This is a genomic window from Embleya sp. NBC_00896 (assembly GCF_045207785.1).
GTDB lineage: Bacteria > Actinomycetota > Actinomycetes > Streptomycetales > Streptomycetaceae > Embleya.
The window spans coordinates 3,263,575-3,287,985 of record NZ_CP108776.1 but is presented as its reverse complement, the minus strand read 5'-3'; the positions used below and the strand labels follow the sequence as shown (position 1 = coordinate 3,287,985).

At 70.2% G+C, this 24,411-nt stretch carries 20 protein-coding genes and 1 pseudogene; 9 read left to right on the top strand and 12 right to left on the bottom strand.

The features are described from left to right. Positions 1 to 38: 38 nt before the first annotated feature. Entirely contained in the window at positions 39 to 542 is a 504-nt protein-coding gene (locus OG928_RS14860; protein WP_406283826.1) for a hypothetical protein, read from the bottom strand. A gap of 550 nt (positions 543 to 1,092) precedes the next feature. Here OG928_RS14860 and OG928_RS14855 point away from each other — a divergent pair. Then, entirely contained in the window at positions 1,093 to 1,854 is a 762-nt protein-coding gene (locus tag OG928_RS14855; RefSeq protein ID WP_406283824.1) for an SDR family oxidoreductase, read from the top strand. A 172-nt stretch (positions 1,855 to 2,026) separates the two neighbouring features. Here the strand turns inward: OG928_RS14855 and OG928_RS14850 are convergent, their stop codons facing one another. Then, positions 2,027 to 3,610, bottom strand: a complete 1,584-nt coding sequence (locus OG928_RS14850) for an AMP-binding protein (protein WP_406283822.1) — start codon at positions 3,608 to 3,610, stop codon at positions 2,027 to 2,029. A gap of 158 nt (positions 3,611 to 3,768) precedes the next feature. On the opposite strand from OG928_RS14850, the gene OG928_RS14845 reads away from it, so the two are divergent. The 4 genes from OG928_RS14845 (at position 3,769) to OG928_RS14830 (ending at position 8,297) form a co-directional block, all read left to right on the top strand. Next, complete coding sequence (locus tag OG928_RS14845) at positions 3,769 to 4,779, top strand: Zn-ribbon domain-containing OB-fold protein (RefSeq protein ID WP_406283820.1); 1,011 nt, start codon at positions 3,769 to 3,771, stop codon at positions 4,777 to 4,779. A 56-nt stretch (positions 4,780 to 4,835) separates the two neighbouring features. Beyond that, positions 4,836 to 5,903, top strand: a complete 1,068-nt coding sequence (locus OG928_RS14840; RefSeq protein ID WP_406283818.1) for a lipid-transfer protein — start codon at positions 4,836 to 4,838, stop codon at positions 5,901 to 5,903. Beyond that, on the top strand, positions 5,900 to 7,057 hold the full coding sequence (locus OG928_RS14835) for a thiolase domain-containing protein (RefSeq protein ID WP_406283816.1): 1,158 nt from the start codon (positions 5,900 to 5,902) through the stop codon (positions 7,055 to 7,057). Before OG928_RS14840 ends, OG928_RS14835 begins: the two co-directional genes overlap by 4 nt. A 115-nt stretch (positions 7,058 to 7,172) precedes the next feature. Next, positions 7,173 to 8,297 (top strand): NAD(P)H-dependent flavin oxidoreductase, encoded by a 1,125-nt coding sequence (locus OG928_RS14830; protein ID WP_406283815.1) that lies wholly within the window; start codon positions 7,173 to 7,175, stop codon positions 8,295 to 8,297. Positions 8,298 to 8,561: 264 nt separating this feature from the next. On the opposite strand, the gene OG928_RS14825 is transcribed toward OG928_RS14830, so the two are convergent. Then, positions 8,562 to 9,692, bottom strand: a complete 1,131-nt coding sequence (locus tag OG928_RS14825; protein ID WP_406283813.1) for a hypothetical protein — start codon at positions 9,690 to 9,692, stop codon at positions 8,562 to 8,564. A gap of 344 nt (positions 9,693 to 10,036) precedes the next feature. Here OG928_RS14825 and OG928_RS14820 point away from each other — a divergent pair, with 344 nt between their 5' ends. After that, entirely contained in the window at positions 10,037 to 11,098 is a 1,062-nt protein-coding gene (locus OG928_RS14820) for a tetratricopeptide repeat protein (RefSeq protein ID WP_406283811.1), read from the top strand. 428 nt (positions 11,099 to 11,526) lie between these two features. Here the strand turns inward: OG928_RS14820 and OG928_RS14815 are convergent, their stop codons facing one another. Together OG928_RS14815 and OG928_RS14810 are read right to left on the bottom strand one after the other, a co-directional pair. Further along, positions 11,527 to 11,778 carry a hypothetical protein gene (locus OG928_RS14815; RefSeq protein ID WP_406290982.1) on the bottom strand — a complete coding sequence of 84 codons (252 nt, stop codon included), beginning with the start codon at positions 11,776 to 11,778 and terminating at the stop codon, positions 11,527 to 11,529. A gap of 272 nt (positions 11,779 to 12,050) precedes the next feature. Beyond that, the gene (locus tag OG928_RS14810) at positions 12,051 to 12,728 is read right to left on the bottom strand and encodes a DUF2637 domain-containing protein (RefSeq protein WP_406283809.1); all 678 of its coding nucleotides are present in this window, start codon (positions 12,726 to 12,728) and stop codon (positions 12,051 to 12,053) included. Between the two features lie 898 nt (positions 12,729 to 13,626). Here OG928_RS14810 and OG928_RS14805 point away from each other — a divergent pair. Beyond that, a complete protein-coding gene (locus OG928_RS14805; RefSeq protein WP_406283807.1) occupies positions 13,627 to 13,845 on the top strand; it encodes a hypothetical protein in 219 nt (72 codons plus the stop codon). Positions 13,846 to 13,857: 12 nt separating this feature from the next. On the opposite strand, the gene OG928_RS14800 is transcribed toward OG928_RS14805, so the two are convergent. The 4 genes from OG928_RS14800 to OG928_RS14785 form a co-directional block, all read right to left on the bottom strand. Beyond that, on the bottom strand, positions 13,858 to 14,592 hold the full coding sequence (locus OG928_RS14800) for a hypothetical protein (RefSeq protein WP_406283805.1): 735 nt from the start codon (positions 14,590 to 14,592) through the stop codon (positions 13,858 to 13,860). 354 nt (positions 14,593 to 14,946) lie between these two features. After that, positions 14,947 to 16,002 (bottom strand): cupin, encoded by a 1,056-nt coding sequence (locus OG928_RS14795; RefSeq protein ID WP_406283804.1) that lies wholly within the window; start codon positions 16,000 to 16,002, stop codon positions 14,947 to 14,949. Between the two features lie 210 nt (positions 16,003 to 16,212). Continuing rightward, positions 16,213 to 17,034: an MHYT domain-containing protein gene (locus OG928_RS14790; protein WP_406290980.1), complete on the bottom strand. Its 822-nt coding sequence runs from the start codon at positions 17,032 to 17,034 to the stop codon at positions 16,213 to 16,215. Positions 17,035 to 17,229: 195 nt separating this feature from the next. Next, on the bottom strand, positions 17,230 to 18,321 hold the full coding sequence (locus OG928_RS14785) for a P1 family peptidase (RefSeq protein WP_406283802.1): 1,092 nt from the start codon (positions 18,319 to 18,321) through the stop codon (positions 17,230 to 17,232). A 223-nt stretch (positions 18,322 to 18,544) separates the two neighbouring features. Between OG928_RS14785 and OG928_RS14780 the strand changes: the two genes are divergently transcribed. Next, positions 18,545 to 19,840 (top strand): MFS transporter, encoded by a 1,296-nt coding sequence (locus tag OG928_RS14780; RefSeq protein ID WP_406283800.1) that lies wholly within the window; start codon positions 18,545 to 18,547, stop codon positions 19,838 to 19,840. On the opposite strand, the pseudogene OG928_RS14775 reads toward OG928_RS14780, so the two are convergent. After that, positions 19,777 to 20,415: pseudogene (locus tag OG928_RS14775) on the bottom strand (TetR/AcrR family transcriptional regulator); the annotation flags it as partial. The gene OG928_RS14780 and the pseudogene OG928_RS14775 sit on opposite strands and share 64 nt — an antisense overlap. A 106-nt stretch (positions 20,416 to 20,521) precedes the next feature. Here OG928_RS14775 and OG928_RS14770 point away from each other — a divergent pair. Then, positions 20,522 to 22,105 carry an MFS transporter gene (locus OG928_RS14770; RefSeq protein ID WP_406283798.1) on the top strand — a complete coding sequence of 528 codons (1,584 nt, stop codon included), beginning with the start codon at positions 20,522 to 20,524 and terminating at the stop codon, positions 22,103 to 22,105. Positions 22,106 to 22,125: 20 nt separating this feature from the next. On the opposite strand, the gene OG928_RS14765 is transcribed toward OG928_RS14770, so the two are convergent. Both OG928_RS14765 and OG928_RS14760 read right to left on the bottom strand, forming a co-directional pair. Then, positions 22,126 to 22,704, bottom strand: a complete 579-nt coding sequence (locus OG928_RS14765; protein WP_406283797.1) for a DUF4383 domain-containing protein — start codon at positions 22,702 to 22,704, stop codon at positions 22,126 to 22,128. Between the two features lie 403 nt (positions 22,705 to 23,107). Then, positions 23,108 to 24,301, bottom strand: coding sequence for a cytochrome P450 (locus OG928_RS14760; protein ID WP_406283795.1), 1,194 nt, complete (start codon positions 24,299 to 24,301; stop codon positions 23,108 to 23,110). Positions 24,302 to 24,411: the final 110 nt, after the last annotated feature.

The following is a 24,411-nucleotide window of genomic DNA, read 5'->3' as shown; positions in this document are numbered from 1 at the left end:
GGCGCCGCCGGGCGTTTCGAGTCGTGAAGGGCGCGGTGTCAGCTGCCGCTCTCCTTCGCCCTGGCCGCCAGCACCCCGCACACCAGCGCGGAGACCGCGGCCACGACGACGACCCACAGGCCCGCCATCGCCGCGAAGTCGAACTGCTTCAGGACCGCGTCCAGTTCCTCGGACCCGATCCCCTTGTCCTCGATGCTGACCCGCGCCAGCCGCTCGGGGTCGGCGATGTTCCAGGCCCCCAACGCCACGGCGAGCAGTGCAGGCACGGTGGCGGAGGCGCTGATCATCGCCTTGCGTGTGGCCACCCCGACGGCGAACAGGACGATCGCGACGATCGCCGCGACCAACGTCCAGACGCCGTCGCCCTCGGTGCCCTTGATGGTCTCGGACTGGCCTTCGAGCGACGCCTCGACCCACGGCAGCAGCGAACCGAGCAGCATCAGGATCGACGCGGCGATACCGAAATACGACGCCTTCGCATGCGCACGACCGGGCGTCCGAACATTCTGGTGGTGTCCCGGATTTTGAACGTAGGTACTCATGGCGGCAGAGGTTAGTGCGCTCTTTTGAAAGCCGGCAAGCGCGAAGCCCACTTTCTGCGACGGTGCCCTTTATTTCACGGATGCGCTGCCAATTCTGATCTCCGGGTTATTTCAACTGACCTTTCGATCAATTGGCGGCCGGTCGGCGAGAACAGGATTTATGCCGGCCGTTTATGGCCGGGCATCGATCGGCTTCGGTCGGGATCCGCATTCGAGCGGCCACTGTGCCCGGTGCGCCGCCCGCGGTCGCGCTACGGCCACCGGTGCGTCGGCCGCCCGTGGGTGCAGGTACACATCGACCGTGCCCCGTTCATCGCCCGGCGGATCGGGCGCCGCCGCCGGCCAGGGTTGAGGGACCCTCACGGAAGGGAAGGCCGGCCCGGCGTCGGTGCGCGGCCGGGCCGATCCGGTGCTTCGAAGCGCCTCCGAAATGACGTCCCATCGGCCGGTCACACTTTTCCCGGACCGCGGGTCATAGAGGCAGGAGCCCATCGAGGGCCCGCCGAGAGGCCGGGAAACGAAAGCCCGGTCCGAACCCACGGGAGTAGTCATGACTTCGTCGATCCTGGTCACCGGTGGTACGGGCACGCTGGGCCGCCTGGTCGTTCCGAAGCTGCGCGACGCGGGCCACAACGTGCGGGTGCTCAGCCGGACCGGCGGCACGGTCCAGGAAGGTGTCGAGTACGTGACCGCGGACCTGCTCAAGAACGAGGGCGTCGAGGCCGCCGTGGCCGGAATGGACACCATCCTGCACCTGGCGGGCGGTCCCAAGGGCGACGACGAGGCGACCCGCAACCTGGTGCGGGCCGCGCAGGTCGCCGGGGTGCGGCACCTCGTGTACATCTCGGTCATCGGGGCCGACCGGGTCCCACTGGGCTACTTCAAGGCCAAGCTCGGCGCCGAGCGGGCGGTGGCCGAGTCGGGGCTGCCCTGGACCACACTGCGCGCCGCCCAGTTCCACCAGTTGATGCTGACCGTGATGGGCAAGATGACGAAGATGCCGGTCGTGCCGGTCCCGGGCGGCCTCCGGCTCCAGCCGGTCGACGCCCGCGACGTGGCCGAGCGCATGGTGGAGCTGACCCTGGGCGAGCCGGCCGGCCTGGTCCCGGACATGGTCGGGCCGAAGGTGTACACGATGGGCGAGGCGATCGGCAGCTACCTGACGGCGAACGGCAAGCACCGGCCGAAGCTGCCGGTCCGGTTCCCGGGAAAGGCCGGCCGCGCCTACCGCGCCGGCGAGAACCTGACCCTCGAAGGCGCCACCACGGGCAAGCGCACCTGGGAGGCCGCCCTCACCGAGCTCGTGGGCTGAGCGGCCGCAAGGAAGTACGGCTCTCCTCCGCGCCGCACCGGACCGGGCGGCCGGGCCCGGCGGCCGGGTCGGCCGCCGGGCGCGCCTCGCGAGGACCCGGCCGCGCCGGCCGCGCCGCGGCGGGCGAAGACCACCGCGCCATCGGGCGACCGGCATCCCGTGCCAACGGGCCTCAGTGCACCTGCCGCTCGCCCTCCGCCCAATACCGGGCCCGCAGCGTCTTCTTGTCCGGCTTGCCCAGCGGGGACAGGGGGATCGTGTCGGCGAAGTCGATCGACTTGGGGGCCTGGATCGCCCCCTTGCGCTCCTTGACCAGCGCGATCAGTTCGGCCGGATCGACGTCGTGGCCCGGGCGCCTGACCACGACCGCCTTGACCGCCTCGCCCCACTTCTCGTCCGGGACGCCGACGACGGCGACCGCCGCCACCCCCGGGTGGGTCGAGATGACGTCCTCGACCTCGCGCGGGAAGACGTTGAAGCCGCCCGTGATGATCATGTCCTTCTTGCGGTCCACGATGGTGAGGAAGCCGTCCTTGTCGGCCCGCGCGATGTCGCCGGTGTGCAACCACCCGCCGCGCAACGCCTCTTCGGTCTGCTCGGGCTTGTTCAGGTAGCCGGCCATCACCAGCGGGCCGCGCACGCAGATCTCGCCCGGCTCGCCCTGCGCGACCTCGTTCAGCTCGTCGTCGAGCAGCTTGACGGTCACGAACGGGACCGGCCGACCGCACGAGGCCAGCCGGGCCGGGTCGTTCGGGTCGTGCTCGGCCCTGGTCATCACCGTGATCGACATCGGGGCCTCGGCCTGGCCGTAGAACTGGAAGAAGACCGGGCCCAGCTTCTCGATGCCCTCCTTCAACCGGGTCGGGGACATCGCCGAGGCGCCGTAGAAGATCGTCTCCAGACTGGACAGGTCGTGCTTGTCCAGGTCCGGGTGGTCGAGCAGGACGTACAGCATCGTCGGCACCAGCATGGTGGCGGTGATGCGGTACTTCTCGATCGTCTCCAGTACGCGCTTCGGGTCGAAGTGCGGCAGCACCACGATCGAGCCGCCGCGCAGCATGGTCGGGATGAACGCCGACATGCCCGCGTGCGACAGCGGCGTGGCGACCAGGAAGCGCACCTCCTCCGGCCAGTCCCACTCGGCGAGTTGGATGGTCGGCAGGGTCACCCCCGAGCGGTACGTGGAGATGACGCCCTTGGGCCGGCCGGTGGTGCCGCCGGTGTACGCGTAGCCGGAGACGTCCTCGGCCGAGACCTCGGGCGGCGTGATCGGTCCGGGCTCGTACTTCGCGGCCAGGGCGAGCAGGTCCTCGCCGAGCCCGGGTTCGGTCGGCCCGAACGCGAGCAGCTTCAGGTGCGGCAGGCGCTCCTTGAGCGCGGCGGCGCGCTCGCCGTACGGACCCGGGTCGAAGACCAGCGCCTCCACGCCCGCGTCGGCCAGTACGTACGCGTGGTCCTCCAGGGAGCCCATCGGATGCAGCGGCGTCGCCCGACACCCGGTCAGCATGTTGCAGCCGGTCGCGAACAGCACCTCGGGGCGGTTGGCGGACAGGATCGAGACCATCGTGCCCTTGACCACACCGAGCGACGCGTACGCCTGCTGGTAGCGACTGATCTCGTCGCGGACCTCACCGGCCGTCAGGACCCGGTCGCCGATGTACACGGCGGGCTTGTCGGCGTGCCTGGTCAGCGCGTGCAGGAGCAGGTCGGGGACGAATACCGGGCGGTGCAGCGCGGCGGGCAGGTCGTACGACATCTGCGGCTTCCCCTCGGAGGTGGCGGCTGATGGAGGTGCCCCGCTCACCGGTCGGCGCGGGTGCCTCCGAGAGAACATGTTTTCGCTATCCATTGACCTCGTCAAGGAACCTTACCTATCGTTCGGCCGGTGGCCGACCTCGTTCCCAGGCCGAGAGGATGACCGTGTCGACACAGACCGTCAGTACTATCCAGTTCCCTTACAAGCGCACACTCGGACCGGTCATGGGTCGCTTCTTCTCGGAGCTGACCGCCCGTCGGATCGTCGGGATCCGGTCCGGCGAACGCGTGATCGTGCCGCCGATGGAGTACGACCCGGAGACCGGGAACGAGCTCGCGCACGACTTCGTCGAGGTGGGTCCGGCAGGCACCGTCCGGTCCTGGACGTGGGTGGCCGAACCCCTCGAATCACACCCGCTGGACCGCCCGTTCGCGTTCGTGCTCGTACGCCTGGACGGCGCGGACACCGACATGGTGCACGTGCTCGACGCCGGTGACGAGGACGCGGTGAGCACCGGCATGCGGGTCGCGCCGCGCTGGCGCGACGAGCCCGTCGGCCGGATCGACGACATCGTCTGCTTCGTGCCCGGCGAGAGCGCCGAGACCCCCGAGGGCGAGCCCGCCGAGGGCGAGCCCGCCGAGGCGCAGGACGTGACCACCATGGAGTACCACTCCAAGGTCACCTACACCGACGTGCTCTCGCCCACCCTGGTCCGCTACGTGGGGAACCTGCGCGCCGGTCGGCTGACCGGCCAGCGCTGCCCCGAGTGCAACCGGGTGTTCCTGGGCCGCGGTTACTGCTCGGTGGACGCGATCCTGCTGGGCGCCGAGCTGGACGAGGAGCTGCCGGACCGGGGCGTGGTGTCCAACTACACGATCATCACGCCCACCCCGTACCCCGGGCAGAAGGAGACCGAGCCGTTCGCGCGCGCCTCCGTCGTGCTCGAAGGCGACGAGATGGTCATCGCGCAGCAGCAGATCCTGGACCTCCCGGTCGCCGAGATCCGGGTCGGCATGCGGGTGCAGGCCGAGTGGATGCCCGAGGCCGAGCGCGACGCCGCCGAGATCAGCAGCAAGGGCTGGGGCACGGTCGCGGGCTTCATCAAGGGCTGGCGGCCCACGGGTGAGCCCGACGAGCCGGCCGAGCAGTACATGAACCGGGTGTTCTGATGACGGTTCCAACGGCGGGTCAATCGGTGCGTCGAGGCGAGACGAGGGAGACGGCAGTGCGGCAGGACAGCGACATCGCGATCGTCGCGACCGCGCAGCTCCCGGCGGTGCGGCGACAGGAGCTCAGCGAGACCGAGATGCTGATCATGGTCGTGGACGAGGTCCTGGCCAAGGTCGGGCTCAAGCGTTCCGACATCGGCTTCAGCTGCCAGGGATCCTGCGACTACATCTCGGGTGGCACGTTCTCGTTCGTGCCCAACCTGGACGCGGTGGGCGCGTGGCCGCCGGTGCACGAGTCGCACGTCGAGATGGACGGCGCGTGGGCGATGTACGAGTCGTGGGTGCGCCTGAAGCACGGCGACATCGACATCGCGCTCGCGATGGGCTCGGGCAAGTCCTCCACCGGCGACCCGGCCGCGATCTACCCGCTCGAACTCGACCCGTACTACCTCGCACCGCTGGGTCTGGACCCGGTCTCGCTCGCCGCCCTTCAGGCCCGGCAGCTGATCGAGTCCGGCAAGACCACCGAGCGCGAACTCGCCGAGATCGCCGCCCGCTCGCGCCGCGACGCGGCCGGCAACCCCAAGCAGCAGGTCCGCAACGCCGAGCAGGACGTGGAGAAGCTGCTCGCCGGGGGCTACCTGCGCGCCCCGCTGCGCAAGAGCGACCTGCCGCCGATCTCGGACGGCGCGTGCGCGGTCGTGCTCGCGCGCGGCCCGCGAGCCGCCGAACTGACCGAGCGCCCCGCGTGGATCGCCGGGCTCGACCACCGCAGCGAGGTGCACAACCCCGCGCTGCGCGACCTGACCGACTCGTCCTCGACCCGGATCGCCGCCGAGCGGGCGGGCGGGGTCGCGGGCGTCGAGGTCGCCGAGCTGATGGCGCCGTTCACCGCGCAGGAAGTGATCCTGCGGCAGTCGCTCGGCCTGGCCGACGACGTCGTGATCAACCCGTCGGGCGGCGCGCTCACCGGCAACCCGCTGATGGCCACCGGCCTGGTCCGGATCGCCGCCGCGGCCGACCGGATCCTCGTCGACGGCCGCTCGCGCACGCTCGGCCACGCGACGTCGGGCCCCGCGCTCCAGCAGAACCTCGTCTGCGTCCTGGAAGGTGACAACCGATGACCCATGAGCGCGTTGCCGTCGTCGGCATCGGCCAGACCAAGCACAAGAAGCGGCGCGACGACCTGTCGATCGCGGGCCTCGTCCGCGAGGCCGCGCAACGCGCGCTCGACGACGCGCAGATGACGTGGAGCGACATCGACGCGGTGGTGATCGGGAAGGCGCCCGACATCTTCGAGGGCGTCATGAAGCCCGAGCTCTACCTCGCCGACGCGCTGGGCGGGGCGGGCAAGCCGGTCTTTCGGGTACACACCGCCGGCAGCGTCGGCGGCTCGACCGCGATCGTCGCCTCGCACCTGATCAGCAGCCGCGTGCACAAGCGCGTGCTCGCGGTCGCGTGGGAGAAGCAGTCCGAGGGCAACGCGCAGTTCGGCCTCGGCGGCGGCAAGTCCGGCTCGATCGGCGCGGGCGGCGCGTTCGCGCCGTGGATCCGCGCCTACATCCAGAAGTCCGGGGCGCCCGAGCACATCGGGTGGCAGGTCGCGGTCAAGGACCGGCAGAACGCGCTGCGCAACCAGTACGCGCACCTCCAGCTCAAGGACATCTCGATCGACAAGGTCCGCGAGTCCCCGATGATGTGGGACCCGCTGCACTTCCTGGAGTCGTGCCCGTCCTCGGACGGCGCCGGCGCGATCGTGCTGACCGACGAGGCGGGTGGCGACGAGGCCGCCGCGGCGGGTCGTCCGCCGGCCTGGATCCTGGGCACCTCCATGCGCTCCGAGCCGTCCTCGTTCAACGGCCGCGACCCGATCCGCCCGCAGGCCGGCATCGACTGCGCGTGGGACGTGTACAAGCAGGCCGGGATCACCGACCCGCGCCGGCAGATCGACGTGGCCGAGCTGTACGTGCCGTTCTCCTGGTACGAGCCCATGTGGCTCGAAGGCCACGACATCGCGCCGGTGGGCGAGGGCTGGAAGATGGTCGACCGCGGCGAGACCGCCTTCGACGGCGACTTCCCGGTGAACCCGTCGGGCGGCGTGCTGTCCTCGAACCCGATCGGCGCCTCCGGCATGCTGCGCTTCCTGGAGGCCGCCCTCCAGGTCCGCGGTGCGGCCGGCGAGCATCAGGTCGACGGCGCGAAGGTCGCGCTCGCGCAGGCGTACGGCGCCGCCGCGCAGTACTTCGCGATGTGGGCGGTGGGCGCGGACAAGCCGTAACGGGCGTCCGGCCGCTCGCGGGCGGCTTCCGCAAAATGGTAAGGCTCCTTGACCTTGATTTGGTCAAGGAGCCTTCCTATTCTGGGGCCTTCACCCGTGACCGGAGGTTCAGGCGATGAAGCCCCCCATCTGCGAGAAGCTCGGGATCGACTTCCCGATCTTCGCGTTCTCCCACTGTCGCGACGTGGTCGCGGCGGTCAGCCGAGCCGGTGGTTTCGGTGTGCTCGGCGCGCTCGCGTTCGACCCCGAGCAGCTCGAGGTCGAGCTGGCGTGGCTCGACGAGCACACCGACGGCAAGCCGTACGGCGTCGACCTGGCGATCCCGATGGCGTACATCGGCAAGGGCGGCGGCGAGGCGGCGCTGCCGACCAACCTGGAGAAGTTGATCCCGGAGAAGCACTGGCAGTTCGTCGACGAACTGCTCGACAGCCACGGCATCCCGCCACTGCCGGCCGAGCTGGCGGACAAGCCGGTCAAGGCCGCCGGGCTGAACGTGGACCTCGAATCGCGGGCGCAGATCGAGGTCTCGCTCAAGCACCCGCTGGTGAAGATGTTCGTCAACGCGCTCGGCCCGCCGCCGGCCGACATCATCGACGCGTGCCACGCGGCCGGCGTCCTGGTCGGCGCGCTGTGCGGGAGCCCGCGGCACGCGCAGAAGCAGGTCGAGGCCGGCGTCGACGTGGTCGTCGCGCAGGGCACCGAGGCCGGTGGGCACTGCGGCGAGATCTCCACGATGGTGCTGATCCCGCAGGTCGTCGACACGGTCGGCCCCGACGTCCCGGTGCTCGCGGCCGGGGGCATCGGCAGCGGCCGGCAGATGGCCGCCGCGCTCGCGCTGGGCGCGCAGGGCGTGTGGACGGGCAGCCTGTGGCTCACGGTCGCCGAGGGCGACACGCACGAGGTGGCCGTACAGAACCTCCTGGAGGCCAAGTCCACCGACACCGTGCGCTCGCGTGCGATGACGGGCAAGCCGTGCCGGCTGCTCAAGAGCGCGTGGACGGACGCGTGGGAGGACCCGGAGAACCCCGACCCGCTGCCGATGCCGCTCCAGGGCATGATCTACAACGCGGCGTCGCGGCGCTTCACCCGGACCAAGAACAAGGAGCTGAACGGCTGGCCCGTCGGCCAGGTCGTCGGCATGCTCGACCGGGTCCGGCCGACCCAGGAGGTCGTACTGTCCCTGGTCGAGGAGTGGATCGAGACGACCGAGCGGCTGAGCGCGTTCCTGGTCGACGACTGAGCCGAACGCCGAAACCCCGACCCGCACGGCCCGTTCACGCATGGCCGGCGCTCGTCGGGCGCGGGACCGGCCTGGCGGGGACCAGCCGGGCCGAGCACGCGGGAGGACTCGCGTGCACGGCCCGGCGATCGGCGGGTCACGGGAGTGAATGACACCGGTCCCGCACCTATGGGTATCGCGAACTGTCCCGGTATTTCCTCAACTTGTCCGTTTCCGGAATGTCGTCCTCCGGGTGTCGGTACACTCCGCCGGCTCCGACCGCGCTCAGGGCGCGACCGAGTCCCATCCGGTGAAGCCCGAAGGGTCGTGCCGGCCGAACGTGCCGTGCTCGAAGATGCCGACGCCCTCGGCGATCGGCGCGCCGTCGGGGCCGGTGAGGCGGGCGGTGGCCACGTGGTCGATCACGCTGAACGGGATCCGCTTCGCGACCTCGGGGTCCTTCTGGTCGTACACGGCGCCGTCGAGGTAGTCCTCGCCCTTCCACTGGCCGTGCCCCCAGTCCGGGTCGCCGCCGTAGCCCGCGCCGACGTTGAGCGCGATGTACCCGTGGTTGTCCAGGTGCAGCGTGAGCGCGTTGCGCTTACGGTCGGTCAGGTGGATCGCGGCGCCCTCGGGCAGCCGGGTGCCGGAGGTGTAGCGGACGTCGAATTCCGGCCAGCCGAGCTGCTCGGGCGCCCTGCCGCTGTCGATCGGGAAGATCCGGATCGCCTCGGTCAGGAACCGGTGGCCGTCGGCCGCCTCCTGTGCGATGACCATCAGCGCCTGGTTGCCGAGGTGGATCGGGATCCAGTTCCACCAGAACCCGGCGGTCTGCGCCGGCCGCCCGGCCGGTGGCGCCTCACCCGAGGGCCGGATGCCCCACGAGCGGTCGCGCGAGCCGGACCAGGTCTGCGGGGTGACGTCGATCCGCTCGCCGTCGAGCGTGACGGTGCCGGTCCAGTCGCCGATCTGGACGAAGCGCGACGCGTCCAGGAGCGGCTTGTAGTCGCTGCGCTGCACGTGTCGAGGTTCGGGCAGCGGCGCGAACGGCGACGTGAAGGTGAGGTCGATCGAGATGCCCTGTTCCGGGGCGTCGCACACCACGCGGACGCTGGACAGCGGCGCCGGCACCTCGATCCGGTAGGGCCCGACCTCCTGCTTCATCCGATCCGGGCCGAGCGCGCCGGAGGCGCGGACGGCGTGCTGACGGCCGTCCTTGCGAATCACGACGTAGGCGTCGATCACGCCGAGGTTGGGATAGACGCCCAGGCCGGTGGCGATCTGTACGCCGCCGTCGCGGTCGTAGGCGTGCATGATGCAGCGGTCGTAGAAGTTCCGGTCGGTGGAGCCGACCTCGCTGTGGAACAGCGGGACCTGGTGGACCGGGTACTCGTCCAGAGGCACGGGGATCGGCATCGGATTCCTCCTCACGACGCGACGCGACGGCGAGGCGACGACGCGTTGGCACGGGGTATGACGTCGTGCGAGTCTCCGCCAAACAATTGACGCAATCAAGCGTTTCCGGAGGGCGCCGGCGGGCGCGCGGATCGCGGCGAGCCGACACGCCGGACACGTCGGCCAGGCAGCCGAAATGCGCCACCCGGTTGGACGCTTCGGCATCGGTCCGGTTGCCACGTTCCGTATATCGCGTGTTACTGAAGGTGTCAGTGTTAAGGGATGCACCGTCCGGACCGCGCCATTGCTCACCAATCGTGAGGAACGGCGTGGGGATGGGAGTCCGCGACGCGTCGGGAGAGATCATGAGTCACCAGCAAGACCTCGTCATCTGCCGCGAGGTCGGCGACCGCAACGGCAAGGGTCGGGCGCTGAACAACCTCGGCACCGCCCTCCAGCAGGTGCGGAGGTTCGACGAGGCCATCGATGCCCACCAGCAAGACCTCATCATTTGCCGCGAGCAGGGCGACCGCCACGGCGAGGGTCAGGCGCTGGGCAATCTCGGCACCGCCCTCCAGCAGGTGCGGAGGTTCGACGAGGCGATCGACGCCCACCAGCAGGCCGCCGCCCTGTTCACCGAGCTCTACGACCACCACCGCGAAGCCCAGGCCCTCAACAATCTGGGCACCGCCCTCCAAGAGGTGCGGAGGTTCATCGACGCCGTGGACGCCCATCGGCAGGCCGCCGCCCTGTTCACCGAACTCGACGACCATCACCGTGAGGGTCAGGCGCTTAACAATCTCGGCATCGCCCTCCAGGAGGTGCGGAACTTCACCGATGCCGTCGAGGCCCATCAGCAGGCGGCCGACCTGTTCACCCAGCTGGGCGACCATCACCGTGAGGCTCAGGCGCTCAACAATCTCGGCATCGCCCTCCAGGAGGCGCGGAACTTCGTCGAGGCGGTCGACGCCCACCAGCAGGCAGCCACCCTGTTCACCGAGCTCGGCGACCATCACCGTGAAGGCCAGGCGCTGGACTACCTCGGGACCGCATTGCACCAGGGTCGGAGGTTCGCCGAGGCCATCGACGCCCATCAGCAGGCCGCCGCCCTGTTCACCCAACTGGGCGACCGCCACCGCGAAGCCCAGGCCCTCAACAACTTCGGGACCGCGCTCCAGCAGGTACGGAGGTTCGAGGAGGCCGCCACCGCGCACGAGCAGGCCGCTGCCCTGTTCGTGAAGCTCGGTGACCGCCGCCGCGAGGACAAGGCGCTGAGCGATCTCGGCGCCGCCCGGGATCAGGCGTGGGGGACCGAAGACCGCCCGCGAGGGCTGTGGCGGATGCTCACGGGAAGGCGGCGGGAACGTCGGGTACGGCCATTCGACGCGGTGGCCTCTCTGGGGCCGGTACTCGAACCGACGCAGTAGACGCAGCAGGGGTGGGTCGCCGAGGTGAGCGCCGAGGGCTCGCTGATCGGAGGCCGCCGCCGCGTGGTGCGGCGGTGGCCTCCGATCAGCGGTCGCGGGGAGGGGTCGGCCGACGAGGGGGTTGCGGCAGGCGCACCCACCGCACCCACCGCGCTCACCGCAGCGCCGACCCCGTGACCAACGCCGAAGCAGCCCGCTGCCTCGGCGTTGCCCTACGCCGCCACGGCCACGCCGCGGACGCTCGCTCTCGCCCTCGACATCGCGCGGGGCCGCGGACCGCCGCCGGCGCGGAGACCGCGATCCATCGGCTTTCACTCGCCGACTTGGCTCTGGTCCGGCGTAACCCGGTCCTCGAATTTCGACTTCTCTGGCCCATTGCCAGGAGTCCGCGTGATTCGCATCATGCCTCGGGAGAATATGCGTATTCATCACATCATCCGAGACGGCCCAGTCTCGCATTTGTGAACGAGGACGGGAGTAGTTCCTGCGAGCACATAGTACGTGTGGTCGTCATCGACCGTCAGGTCGTGGGTGCGTTGTTCGCGGGCGCGGATTCGCGTCGCGCCGATCCGTACTCGGGCTGTGGGGGTCTGTGGCCATTGGCCGAGTTTGAGGTCGCCAACGTTGATCCAATCCCTGAGGTCGGGGGCCCGGAAGGGGTGGTTGGCGGTGGCGATGATGGAGGCGTTACCGTTGTCGGATTTGATGTCGGGTCGGCGAATTCCTTTTCGTCCTCGATGGTGATGGAGGCGAGAACGGTGCGGGGGTTGGTTTCGCCTGTCTCGGGATTCGTGGCCAGGACGACGTCACCCGGTTGGACATCCCGGATCGGTCTGGTCGAACCATCGGCCATCCGACAGCGCCGCCCACCTCTGGTGTTCCCGGGTTCCGCGAGATCGAAGGCGACGTCCGTCCCGAGACGGTTCCCGCGACTCGTGCGAACGGGCGCGGTTCAGGGCGTGGAGCTGCGGCGTTGGTCGGGGATGGATCGTCGGGGTGGTCGGGTGAGGGTGATCTGGCGTACGAGTTGGTGCAGGCAGGCCGTGGTTGCGACGGCGGGCAGGACCGCGACGACGACGCCTTGGACGGTCCTGGGGGCGTTGGTGAGGGAGAGCGCCATGGACAGGCCGGCGAAGGTGGTGACCACGATCCAGGAATGCAGTGCCCGGCGGTGGTGGAGGCTGGAGCGCAGGATCGACAGGGAGGCCACGATCCAGGGGCCGTGGACCAAGACGGGCCACCACCGATTCGGGCCTGTGGTGGGGACGGCGGTGTGCCGCAGCGGCGCGAGGGTGATGACCGCGCCGAGCACGCTGATCGTGGCGACCAGGACGACGCTCGCTACCACCATGGAGTGGCTGAGCCGGTCCAGTCCCCACGCGCCGGTGGTCGGTTCGGGGGCCGTCGGGGGGCGACGGCGATGACTGCCGCGTACCCGGACCGGGGCCGGCAGTTCGACGGCGGCGAGAGTGTCGTCGACCGGTCCGCCCAGGAGCCGGGCGAGACCGGCCTCGAACTCCGGGTCACCCACCAGCCCGGAAGCGGGGTGGCCGTCGAGTGGCGCGGCCGCGTCCGGTGTCTGCCACCCCGCGACACCGGGGAACGATTTGGCGCCTTGAGGGAATTGCATGCCGTGTGGGGGGAGCGGGTCGTATACATAGCCGTCGTACATGGGCCTGATTCGTTCATGGGCTTGGGAGTTGACGTTGTCGGATGTCGGGTGTCGGCGAGTGTGTCCGGGGTCACGACTGTGGGTTGTCCAAGACGTCGCCGAGGCGGCGTGAGTATTCCGCGGCAATCAAGAGCATCGTCATGGCGAACTGCTCCATGTCGGCTGAGCAGTGGCGAAGCAGGACACGGTCTCCCGCGCGTTCGATGTACGCGTGAGGGGATCGCTTGAGGAAAGTCGCAGCCCGAGGGGTGAGCATCCAATCCCCCAAACGGACGGATCGATGGACGAGTTCGGGAAGAACCGCGACGGAGGCGGATGCTTTGCGGGTCACACCGAGGAAACGACGCGCTTCCCCTTTTGGCTCTGGGCTGTACCGGTGAACGACGACCCGGGTTCGTGTCCTTTTCGGTCTCGCGTCGAACATTTCCGAACATCGGCACCGCAGAGCCGAGTTCTCCCGGGGCGAAAATTCCGTGCCGTTACAGGGGTGCGTGACCGTTCACCGGCGGGGTTCTCTGTCTTCGCAAAGAAAAATTCTAGAGTTGTTAAAAACTTCGAGAAGCCCGCCGAATCGCGATCCTATCTTCTGTCGTGTTCATATTTGGGTGAACAGATCGTAACCCTCGGAGCCGCGCGAACCCGTGTCGACAAGGCCGCGACATGCCGAGGCCGCCCAAGCCGCCACCCGACTGCCAAGCCTGGGCCGCGCACGGCTCCCCGGAGCGCCTTCACGGCCCGCCCCCGCTCCACTGAGGCCCGCACACTCGCCACCCGTTGCACGGCCGCGGTCTGGAAGGGCCGGGAACTCGCGCTCGGGCTTCGCTTCGCCGCCGACGAACACGAGAGTGAGCGTCGCGTGCCCTTATGGGGTGTCGGGACCGGCCGGCGCGACCCCGAGCCGAAGTGGCTGTACCGATTCTGGGACTGGAACCACGACGAGGCCATGTGGTTCGCTCGCGAGCTCGCCTACGCGAGCGCCATGGCGGGGGCCGGGATCACCACCGGGACGGTGGTCTCCGGCCCGCCGCGACGTTGGGTGGAGATCCCGGAGGGCAGCCCGCTGTCGGAGCGGTGAGACCGACGGTGGTCAGGTGGGTCGGGAGGGAGTCGTGGTCAACGGCTGTGGGTTCGTGGCGGGGCGGCAGTCGCGACACAGGGAGCCGGGGGTGAGGGCTCGGTTGGGGCGGCCGCAGTCGGCGCATTCGATCAGGCGTGGGGCGAGGGGTTGCGTGGGGGCGGCCGTGGGTGGACGGGGCGCTTTGGTCAGGCGGTAGTACAGGAGGCCCGTGCGGATCGGGCGGCCGCGTGCGGGTAGGTCCCCGGTCAGTTCGCGGCGCAGGTCGGCAGGCGTGTCGCCGGTGGCCAGGCGGTCCAGGACGAACGGGACCAGGGTGCGCAAGTCGCGGTCCCGGAAGGTCAGTCGGGCGTCGACGTCGGCGAGTGAGCGCAGCAGCGCGAGGGCCTCGACGGCGGGATCCGAGGCGCGTGCGGGCACCGCTTCGGCGGTCGTCGAGTCGGCCTGCCGCGGCCCGGTCCAGTCGGTGCGGCGGCCGATCATCCGGCCGGTGGCGGCGTCTCGGAGCCGGCGCGCGCCGGCGAGGCCGCCTTCGATGAGTTCGCGCAGCACGCGGGCGGCGACGTGGGCGCCCACATCGATCAGTTTGCGAATGGTCGCGATGTCGAGCGGTGTGCCGGGAGGCATCGCCTCGTACCGGACGGCGGCTTCGAACGCGCGACCCACCAAGTGGCCGTATCGGGCCAACACGCCGTCGGCGCTGTCGTCGGACGGAATGGGCGCGTCGATAGTCTGGGGCACAGCCATGGCGAGGCTCTCTTCCTCGTTCGTGGTCAGGCCCTCTGCCCGGTGTTGGTAGCACCGGCGGGGGCCGTCTTACGTTGTGGACACCGCCCAGTGCACAGGGCCCAACCGGAGCACGTCAATCACCCCGAAGGGTGACGCTCTGCCCGCCGCCCACTACTGGGGGCCGGCCGCCGCCCCTCCGGGCGGCCGGCCCAGTAGTACCCATGGGGCCGATTCTCCGTACAACGGAGAACCGCATCGACGTCCCGACCTGCGCAAACGCCGCGGCGGCGGAACGGGCCGCCCGTACAACGGATTTCCCGCGCATCGGGGATTCCGATGCACGGAAGAGGAAGCGCCGGCCGGGCGGTCGCCTCAACGCCGGTCGCTGAAGCGGATGTCCAGGCTGCGGAGGTAGGTCTGGAGGCCCGCGTCCTGAATCGGGATCAGGTGGGCGGGGCTGCCCGACTCGTTGTGGTGGGCGTGCCACTTGCCCGGCGGGGTGACGAACGCGCCGCCCGGTTCCCAGTCGACGCGCTGCGGGTCGACGATGTCGCCGTGCTCGTCGAGCCGATCGCCCAGCAGCGTGAAGCATCCCGGCTCGCAGTCCAGGATCAGGTCGAGCGCGACCGACTGGTGCCGGTGCGGGCGCTGGATCTGGCCGACCGGGAGCAGGCCGAACATCGCCCACAGGGTGTGCGTGACGGTCAGCGTCTGGTCCTGGTCGATCGTGTTGAGCAACACGCTGACCCGGTTCTTGGCGTTCGCGCCGGGGGCCTCGGCGATCCGGGTGAGTTCCTCGACCGCGCGGTGCCGGGAGAACTTGGTCGGCCGAAAGCGCGCCTGGTTCGGGGTGACCCCGAGGTAGCGCAGCAGAGGTTCGTCGTGCACCCAGTAGAACACCGAGTCCTGCGCGGCGTGGTGGGTGATCTCCCCCAGGTCCGGCAGGACCAGGAAGTCGCCCTTCTCCCACTCGACGGCCTGGCCGCCGACCAGCGACATGCCGCGCCCGTACAGCACGTAGTAGAGCTGCGAGGTCGCGTTCGGCCGCACCGCGAGTCGGTCGCCGGCGTTGATCCGGACGAAGTTGGCGAGCAGCGCGGGGCTGGTCGCCGGGCCGCCCTCGATCCGCATCGGGGCGGCGAGGTCGAGCGGGACCACCCGGGTGCCGCCGCCGGTGTGCAGCGCGGCCGGGAATCGCTCCACCGGCACGGGCGAGGTGTACCCCGACCCGAGCGGGTTGGCGGCCTTCGTGTACTCCCAGTACACCGCGTCCTCGGACCACGCGGCCGCGCTCGCGGCGAGCGGGCCCTCGAACCCGAAACGGGCCACGTCGACGAGTGGCGGGGCCGCCACGGTGGGGTCGAAGAGCGCGGATTCCCGCTCCCCGGAAGCGTTCTGATCGGCTGTCACCTCAGGCTGCGCGGTCATGCCCATCCCTTCACGAAGCGAGTACCCCCGATCCAGCCATGGTCGCACCGCCCCGAGCGGGGAGCCGAGCGGGGCATGGTCGGGCGTACGGCCACGGGCCACGGACACCCGCGCGGGGCGCGGCCACGGGCATGGGCATGGGCACAGGCACGGGCACGGCTGCGGAAGCCGTCGGAAGGGGAACGGAATTCCGGAATTTGCAATTCCGGATCAGCGACCCGAGTGGAAGTAGTCCCGGGGGTCGTTTTCCGTCGTGCGGCGTCGTGTTCCCCGGGGACCGCCCGGTGCGGGGGCGATCGGCGAAGCGGAACGGCTGCTCACCAGCCTGGCCAACCTGGCGTTCAGTTCGGCTTCTTCCTTGATCTCGTCGGCGGAAGGGGACAGTGCGACGATGAAGAGCGTGATCACCGTGAAAAGACTGATCCCGGTGATCAAGGGCGCAAGGAACTGCGCGGCCTCCACGCCGTGTGCCAACTCGTGCGAGCCCTGGGTGCGCACGCTCATCGCGGACATTCCCGTGTAATGCATTCCGCTGACCGCGGCACCCATGATCAACGCGGCGCCGGCGGTCGCGCCGAATCCGCTCACATTCAGCGCCGCCCACAACGCCGCGGTCGCCGCGACCACCGCGATCAGGACCGACAGCCCGACCCGGGTCGAGTCGTATTCCACCGTGCCGTGCAGGCTCATCGCGGCCATGCCCATGTAGTGCATGATCGCTACGCCGCTGCCGGTGACGACGCCGCCGGCGACCAGGCCCACCACGCCCGCCTTGCGCCGGCCGGCGAGCGCCATCCCGATGCCGACGACGACGATCGCGAGCACGAGACTCGTCATCGTTTTGGCGACGTCATATCGAATCGCGGTCCCCCGGACCGAGAATCCGAGCATGCCGATGAAATGCATGACCCAGATTCCGGTTCCGCCGATCGACGTCGCCCCGAGCAACAGCCAACGCACGCGAACCCAACCGTGGACGGCGCGTGCCCGAGTGGCACACAGAAGCCCGAGAGCCGAGCCGACGCACGACATGAGGTACGCGACGCCCGGAGTCAGCGCCCCGTACGCGAAATGATCTATGTGTCCCATTCGGCAAACCGCTCCGTTTGAGTCCGACCCCGCCGATGCCGGGAAACTCCGTCATCAAGTCGCCGATGATAGGGCAGTACGGTTTACGTTTCCGACCGGGTTTGCGGATACGAGAAAGCGCGGCTGTCGAAATGTGTGTCATCCGCCGTATCGGGCGGTCGCATTCGGATAAAGATCTTGGTAAGCCGGACGAGCTCCGCCGCGCTTCGCCGCGAGGACTCCGTGTACGACGGCCCGCGCGAATACATCCGCCGCCGCGGCGTGGATCAGCGTCAGCGCGGCGGCCTCGGCGTTGACGCCGTAGGGCGTCGTGTGGTCGTGCGCGGGCAGCGGCACCCGGGCCGTGGACACCGCGAAGATCGTGTCGCCGTCGTAGAGCGTGTGTACCGGCCGGATCGCCCGGGCCAGCCCGTCGTGCGCGACGCCCGCGACCTTCTGGGCCTGGGCGCGGGTCAGCACCGCGTCGGTGGCCACGATGCCGATCGTCGTGTTGAGCGACGGCGGGTCCTGCGCCGCCTCGGCCGCCCGGGCCAGCGCGGCGGCGTGCTCGGCGTGCGCGGGCGGCGCCAGTGGGAACTCGCCCGGCAACCCGAGCCCGGCCGCGTACGGCAGGCCGCCGACCGGATCCACCGCGGACCCCGCCGCGTTCACCACCGCGAGCGCCGCGACGGTGACCCCGCCCGGCAACACCACGCTCGCCGTGCCGAGGCCGCCCCTGATCCCGCCGACCATCGCACCGGTGCCCGCGCCCACGCTGCCCACCGGCACCACCGCGTGCTCCGGCTCGGCGGCGGCCGCCGCGACCGCCTCGCGACCGAGCGCCGCGTCGGGCCGCCGCCACCAGTCGCCGCCGCGGCCGAGGTCGAACAGCGCCGCGGCCGGCACCACGGGCACGACCTGGTGCGGCTCGGTGCCGACCGGGAATCCCCGCCCCTGCTCGGCCAACCAGGCCACCACGCCACCGGCCGCGTCGAGGCCGAACGCGCTGCCGCCGCTGAGCACGATCGCCTCGACCCGCGGCACCAGGTTGCGCGGGTCGAGCGCGTCCAACTCGCGCGTGCCGGGTGCGCCGCCGCGCACGTCCACACCGGCGACGAAGCCGCCGACCGGACCGAGCAGGACGGTCGTGCCGGTCATCGCGCCGGTGTCGGTGTACGCGGCGTGTCCGACCCGCAGGCCGGCCACGTCGGTGATCGCGTTGCGCGGCCCGACCTTGTACTCGTCGAACATCAAGCCTCCCGAGAACGAATGCGGTGGAACCCTCGTGACGTCGCGCCGGACGTCGCGCGCGGCGTCGCCTTGGAGGGCAACGGAGCGCAACGCCGGCGTCGCCGTCGTCGGAATCCCTTGTTCCCATGCTGCTCCCTCCACCATGTCTCAAGATCCGGGATTCTCATCTCACCTTCTGAGAAAGCTTGTAGGGTGCACGAATACCGACGTGGGGGTGGGCGCGATGGGCGGGAACCGGCGCTGGCTGATGTTGGCCATCGGGATGTGCGCGCAGCTCGCGAGCTGCGTCTTCCTGTACGGCCTCGCCTACCTCGTCCCGGTGCTGCGCGCGGACGAGGGCATGTCGCTCGCGCAGGCCGGCACCGTCGTGGCGTGTCCGACGTTCGGGCTGCTGCTGACCCTGGTGCTGTGGGGAGCGGCGGCCGACCGCTGGGGCGAGCGCCGCGTGATGGCGGTCGGCCTGGCCCTCGCGGGCGGTGCGATCGTGGTGGCCCTGGCCGGTGACGGCGCGGTGTGGCTGGGCAGTTGGCTCGCCGTCGCGGGCGCGTGCTCGGCGGCCGTCAACGCCGCGAGCGGGCGGGTGGTGATCGGCTGGTTCGCCCCCGAACAGCGCGGCCTGGCGATGGGGATGCGGCAGATGGCACAACCGCTCGGCATGGTCGCGGGCGCCCTGGTGCTGCCGCCGATCGGCACGCACGCCGGATTTCGGGCGGCCCTGATCTTCCCGGCGGCGCTGTGCGTGGTGGGCGCGGTCCTGGTCGCGCTGATCGTCCGCGACCCGGCGCGGCCCGCGCCGCCGGCCGACGGGACCAAGCCCGCGTCCCCCTACGACTCGCCGATCCTGTACCGGATCCACGCCGCGAGCGCGCTGCTCGTGGTCTCGCAGTTCGTCGTGGTGTCCTTCGCGGCGGACTACCTGGTGTCCGAGCACGGCTGGACCGCGACCACCGCCGGGCGGCTGCTCGCGAGCGTGCAACTGGTCGCCGCGGGCACCCGGATCGTGGTCGGCCGCTGGTCGGACGTGGTCGGCTCACGGCTGGGCCCGATGCGCGTGCTGTGCGCGGTCAGCGCCGTGGTCGTGGGCGGCCTCGCGCTGACCGCGGCGATCGGCGGGCCGGTCGCGATCGGGTTCCTGCTGCTCGCCTCGGTGGCCACGGTGAGTTGGAACGGGCTCGCGTTCACCGCGGTCGCCGAGATCGCGGGCAGCGCCTGGGCGGGCCGGGTGATGGGCATCCAGAACACCGGCCAGAACCTGACCGCGGCCGCCGGACCGCCCCTGTTCGGGGTGATCATCGGCGGCCCGGGCGGCTATGTCGTCGCCTACTCGATCTGCGCGGTGATCCCGGTCCTGGCGGGCGTATTGACGCCGCGTCAGGACTCCCTTTCCGCATACGCGACGACGCCGAGCAACAGCACCTCGACACCGAACAGGAAGCGTTCGTCGCCGTCGCCCGAGGTGAGTTCGGCGCCGAGCGACATGAGCGTCGGGAACCGGGCGGCCGGCAGCGACGCGAAGTAGTCCTGGATCCGGGTGTAGTAGGCCGCGCGCTCCTCGTCGGTCGTGCCGTGCATCGTGTCCTGGCCGCCCATCTCCAGGCCGGACATCACGGTGTACATCGACATCAGGTCGACCGCGAACGCGCAGACCTGCTTCGACAGCCCGCCCGCGCGCAGGATCGACAGCAGCCGTTCCGAGCACTCCAGCGAGTTCGGTCCCATCGGCACGGCGCCGATCAGCGCCCGGCCGAGGTCGCGATGCGACGCGTACACGTCGCGGATCGCCAGCAGTGCCTCCCGGAGCTGTTCACGCCAGCGCTCGGGATCCGCGACGGGGATCCGGACCTCGCCGTTGACCCGGTCCACGACGAGCTCGACGAGCTCTTCCTTGTTGGCCACGTAGGCGTACAGCGAGGCCGCGCCGGTGTCGAAGCGCTGCGCGACGCGGCGCATGCTCAGCGCGTCCATGCCCTCCGCGTCGATGATCTCCAGCGCGGCGGTGACGATCGCCTCCTGGGAGAGCGCGGGCTTGCGCGGCGCCCGCCCCTTGGGGGACGTCCGCCATGGCGGCAGGGGTACCTCGGGAGCCTCGGACACGGCGCCACCTCCTCGACCCAACGTATCGGTGAACTCTCGACTTTACGAACACTGTACTTGACGCGAACGCCGTTCGAAGCCTAAAACAGTGTTCGAAGAGAAAACGATGTTCGAGCTTCGAACGATGTTCGAAGACCCGGACGAGGACGAGGGGGACTCGATGGAAACCGAACTCATCAACCCGGCGCCGACCGCGGCCGAGCCGGCGCCGACCGCGGCCGAGCCGGGGGAGCGCTCGTCCTACCGGCTGCGGTGGATCGGCCTCGCGGTCGTGATGGGCGCCGACATCATGGACCTGCTCGACGCGACGATCGTCAACGTCGCGGGTCCGGGCATCCGGGACGCCCTCGGCGGCAGTTCGACCCACCTGCAGTGGTTCTCGGCCGCGTACACGCTCGCCTTCGCGATGTTCCTGATCACCGGCGCCCGGCTCGGCGACATCTTCGGTCGGCGCCGGATGTTCCTCGGCGGGGTCGCGGCGTTCACCTTCACTTCCGCGCTGTGCGGACTGGCGCAGTCGCCGGAGATGCTGATCGGCGCGCGCGGTCTCCAGGGCCTGGCCGCGGCGATGATGGTGCCGCAGGCGTTCGGCCTGATCCGCGAGATGTTCGACGAGCGCGAGATCGGCGCGGCGTTCGCGGTGTTCGGGCCGGCGATGGGCCTGTCGGCGGTGCTCGGTCCGATCCTGGGCGGGCTCCTGATGGACGCCGACGTGTTCGGTCTCGGGTGGCGCGCGGTGTTCATGGTGAACGTGCCGCTCGGTCTGTTCGCGTTCTTCGCCGGCGCGACGGTCGTGCCCCGACCCACCGCCGCGGCGCGGGCCGCCCGCAGGCCCGGGCTCGACCTGGTCGGCATGGTTCTGGTCACCGCCGCGATGGTGCTGCTGGTCTACCCGCTCGTGCAGGGCCGCGAAGAGGGCTGGCCCGTCTGGACGTTCGTGTGCATGGTCGGCGCGCTCCCGATCCTCGCCCTGTTCGCGTGGTACGAACTGCGCACCTCCCGTGCCGGGCGCGACGCGCTCGTCGAGGTCAGCCTGTTCCGCAACCGCGCGTTCACCGGCGCCCTCGCGGTCGGCCTGATGATGTTCGGCTCGATGATCGGTCTGATGCTCGTGCTCGGCGCGTACCTCCAGATCGGCCTGGGCTGGAGCGCGACGCACGCGGCGCTCGCGCTGATCCCGTGGTCGCTGGGCACGACGGTGGGCGCGGGTCTGGCGGGCGCGGTGCTCGCCGCGAAGTACGGCCGCCGGGTCCTGCACGCCGGGCTCCTGATCGCCATGCTCGGCGTGATCGGCATCGGCGTCACGATCGCCACGCACGACGGTCCCGTGAACGCGTGGATCCTGCTGCCCGCCACGGCGGTCGCGGGGTTCGGGTTCGGCCTGCTGATGGCGCCGTTCTTCGGCATCGCCCTCGCGGGCGTCGACGACCGCGAGATCGGTTCCGCCTCGGGCGTGCTGAACGCCGTTCAGCAGCTCGCGGGCGCGCTGGGCGTCGCGCTCTTCGGGACGCTCTTCTTCACCCACGTGGAGGACCACGCAGCCGCCGCGCACAGCATCGACGCGGTGCGGGCGGTGTTCGACGACGCCTTCACGATCGGCATCGCGGGCAGCGCGCTCGCACTGGCCGCGGCGTGGGGACTCGCGTTCCTGATGCCGCGCTGGGAGCGCAAGGACGGCGCGGGGCACTGAGGCCACGCGCAGCCGCCGGCCTAGTGGCTGCGCGTGGCCCGCCGCCGGGATGGCCCGCCCGTCCCGATCGACGATGCCCCGTCGCGGTCGAGCACCGCCGCCCGTTCGCGGAAGGCCTCCAAACGGGCGGCCTCGGCCGGGTGCCGCGCACGCCAATACGGGTTGTCGTGTGGCAGGTGTCCGCTGACTCGTCCGTACAGCCCGAACGTCATCACCAGCAGGCCGACCACGAAGCTGAAGATCACGTTCGGCATCTCGAACGACAGGTAGTTGATGCTGGGCGTGCCGATCAGGCCCAGATTCACGAAGCCGCTGATCACGAACAACGCGCCCACCACGATGTTCACCGTCGACGCGGTGTTGCCGCCGATGATCGCGCCGACGATCAGGATCGCCCCGACCACGACCGAGATCAGACTGAGCGCACCATTGGTCGACATCCCCGCGACCTCACGCCCGGTGGTCGAGAAGAACCCGACGTTGTTCGTGAACCCCAGGACGCCGAACGCGATCAGCAGCACCCCCATGAACCCACCGCCGTACCGATAGACCTGCCCGAGCCGATGATCGACCGGCAAGCCTTCGTCCAAGCCTGTCATGACCGCCTCCAGCGAATCTACGTACGAAAACTCCTATTAATCCCTTTCCCGCAATCCCCGATTCAACGCAATCACCCCCACGACCCACACCCGAACCGCAGGCCAAGCCAAAACCACCCCGTCCGGCGTTTGAGACCGCACCGGCCGCAGCCCGAGCCAACCCAGCCCGTCCGGCGCTTGAGGACACCCGAGCCGCAGGCTGAGCCAAGTAAGCCCGGCCGGCGTTTGAGGCCGCACCGGCCGCGGGCCGAGCCAAGTCAGCCCGTCCGGCGCTTGAGGACACCCGAGCCGCGGGCCGAGCCAACCCAGCCCGTCCGGCGCTTGAGGACACCCGAGCCGCGGGCCGAGCCAAAACCAGCCCGTCCGGCGCTTGAGGACAAGCCCGGCCGGCGATTGAGGCCGCCTACCCGACCAGCTCCACGTACGCAGAGCGAATCCCGTACACGAACGCGTTCGGCATCTCCACGACCGCACCACGCCCGGGCCGAATCTCCCGCACCCGCTTGAGCAGCTCCTCGAAGAAGACCCGGATCTCCAACCGAGCCAACGGCGCACCGAGACAGAAGTGCGTACCGAACCCGAACGTGATGTGGTCGTTCGGCGTACGCGTCACATCGAACCGCTCGGGATCCGCGAAGACACGCGGATCCCGATTGGCCGACCCATACATCAGCACGACCTGGTGCCCATCGGGCACCACCGTGTCGCCCACCCGCTGATCGCCGACCGCGACCCGGCACATGTTGTGGATGGGCGTGACAAAACGAATGAACTCCTCGGTGGCGACCGCGAGATCGGCCCCCTTGCGCAACAGCTCCCACTGGTCAGGGTGCTCGATCAGGTGCAGGATCGTGCGCGCGATCACCGTTCGGGTGGTCTCCGCGCCGCCGTCGAGCAGCAGCAGGCAGTCGCTCGCGACGTCGCCCGGGCCGATCGGCTCGCCGTCGATCCGGGCCTGCGTCCACACCGACATCACGTCGTCGGCCGGGCACGCCTTCTTGGCCTCGTACAGCCCGAGCGCCGACGTGATGAACTCCATCGCCGCGGCCCGGCCGTCCTCGCTCATGTAGCGCGGCCCGCCACCGAGCGCGATCGTGCGCTCGGACCAGTCGCGCAGCTTGGGCCAGTCCTGGTCGGGAAAGCCCAGCAGCCGCCCGATCATCCTGGCGGGCAGCACGGACGCGAGGTCGCCGACCACCTCGACGGTGCCCTTGGCCACGGCCGCGTCCAGGATCTCCAAGCACGTCTCGCGCACGTGCGCCTCCCACTCGCGCACGCCGCGCGGGGTGAACCACTTGCTCACCAGCTTGCGCCGCTGGTTGTGCAGCGGGTTGTCCAGGCCGATGATCGCCGCGTCGGCGGGCAGGTTCGGCCGGTAGCCACCCTTCTTCCGGTCGGAGTTGATGAAGTGCTCGCTGCGCGACTCGACGTCCTTGAGGTCCGCGTGTCGGAAGATCCCCCACAGTTCGTTGCCGGCGTCCCACGCGACGGGTTCGTGCTCGCGGAACCACGCGTAGTCCGCGTAGGGGCCGTTCGCGTACCAATCACCGTCGAGCAGATCGAGCGTCGGTCGCGCGGACGCCGGCGTCGTGGTCATGGGAAGGTCCTCCGGATCGCGTCGCTGTGCCGGGGCAGGCTCGGGTACGCAATCACGAAGCGGGATCGGAAACCATAGCCGCGCCGGCGCCGCTCGGCCGGGCCGCGCCC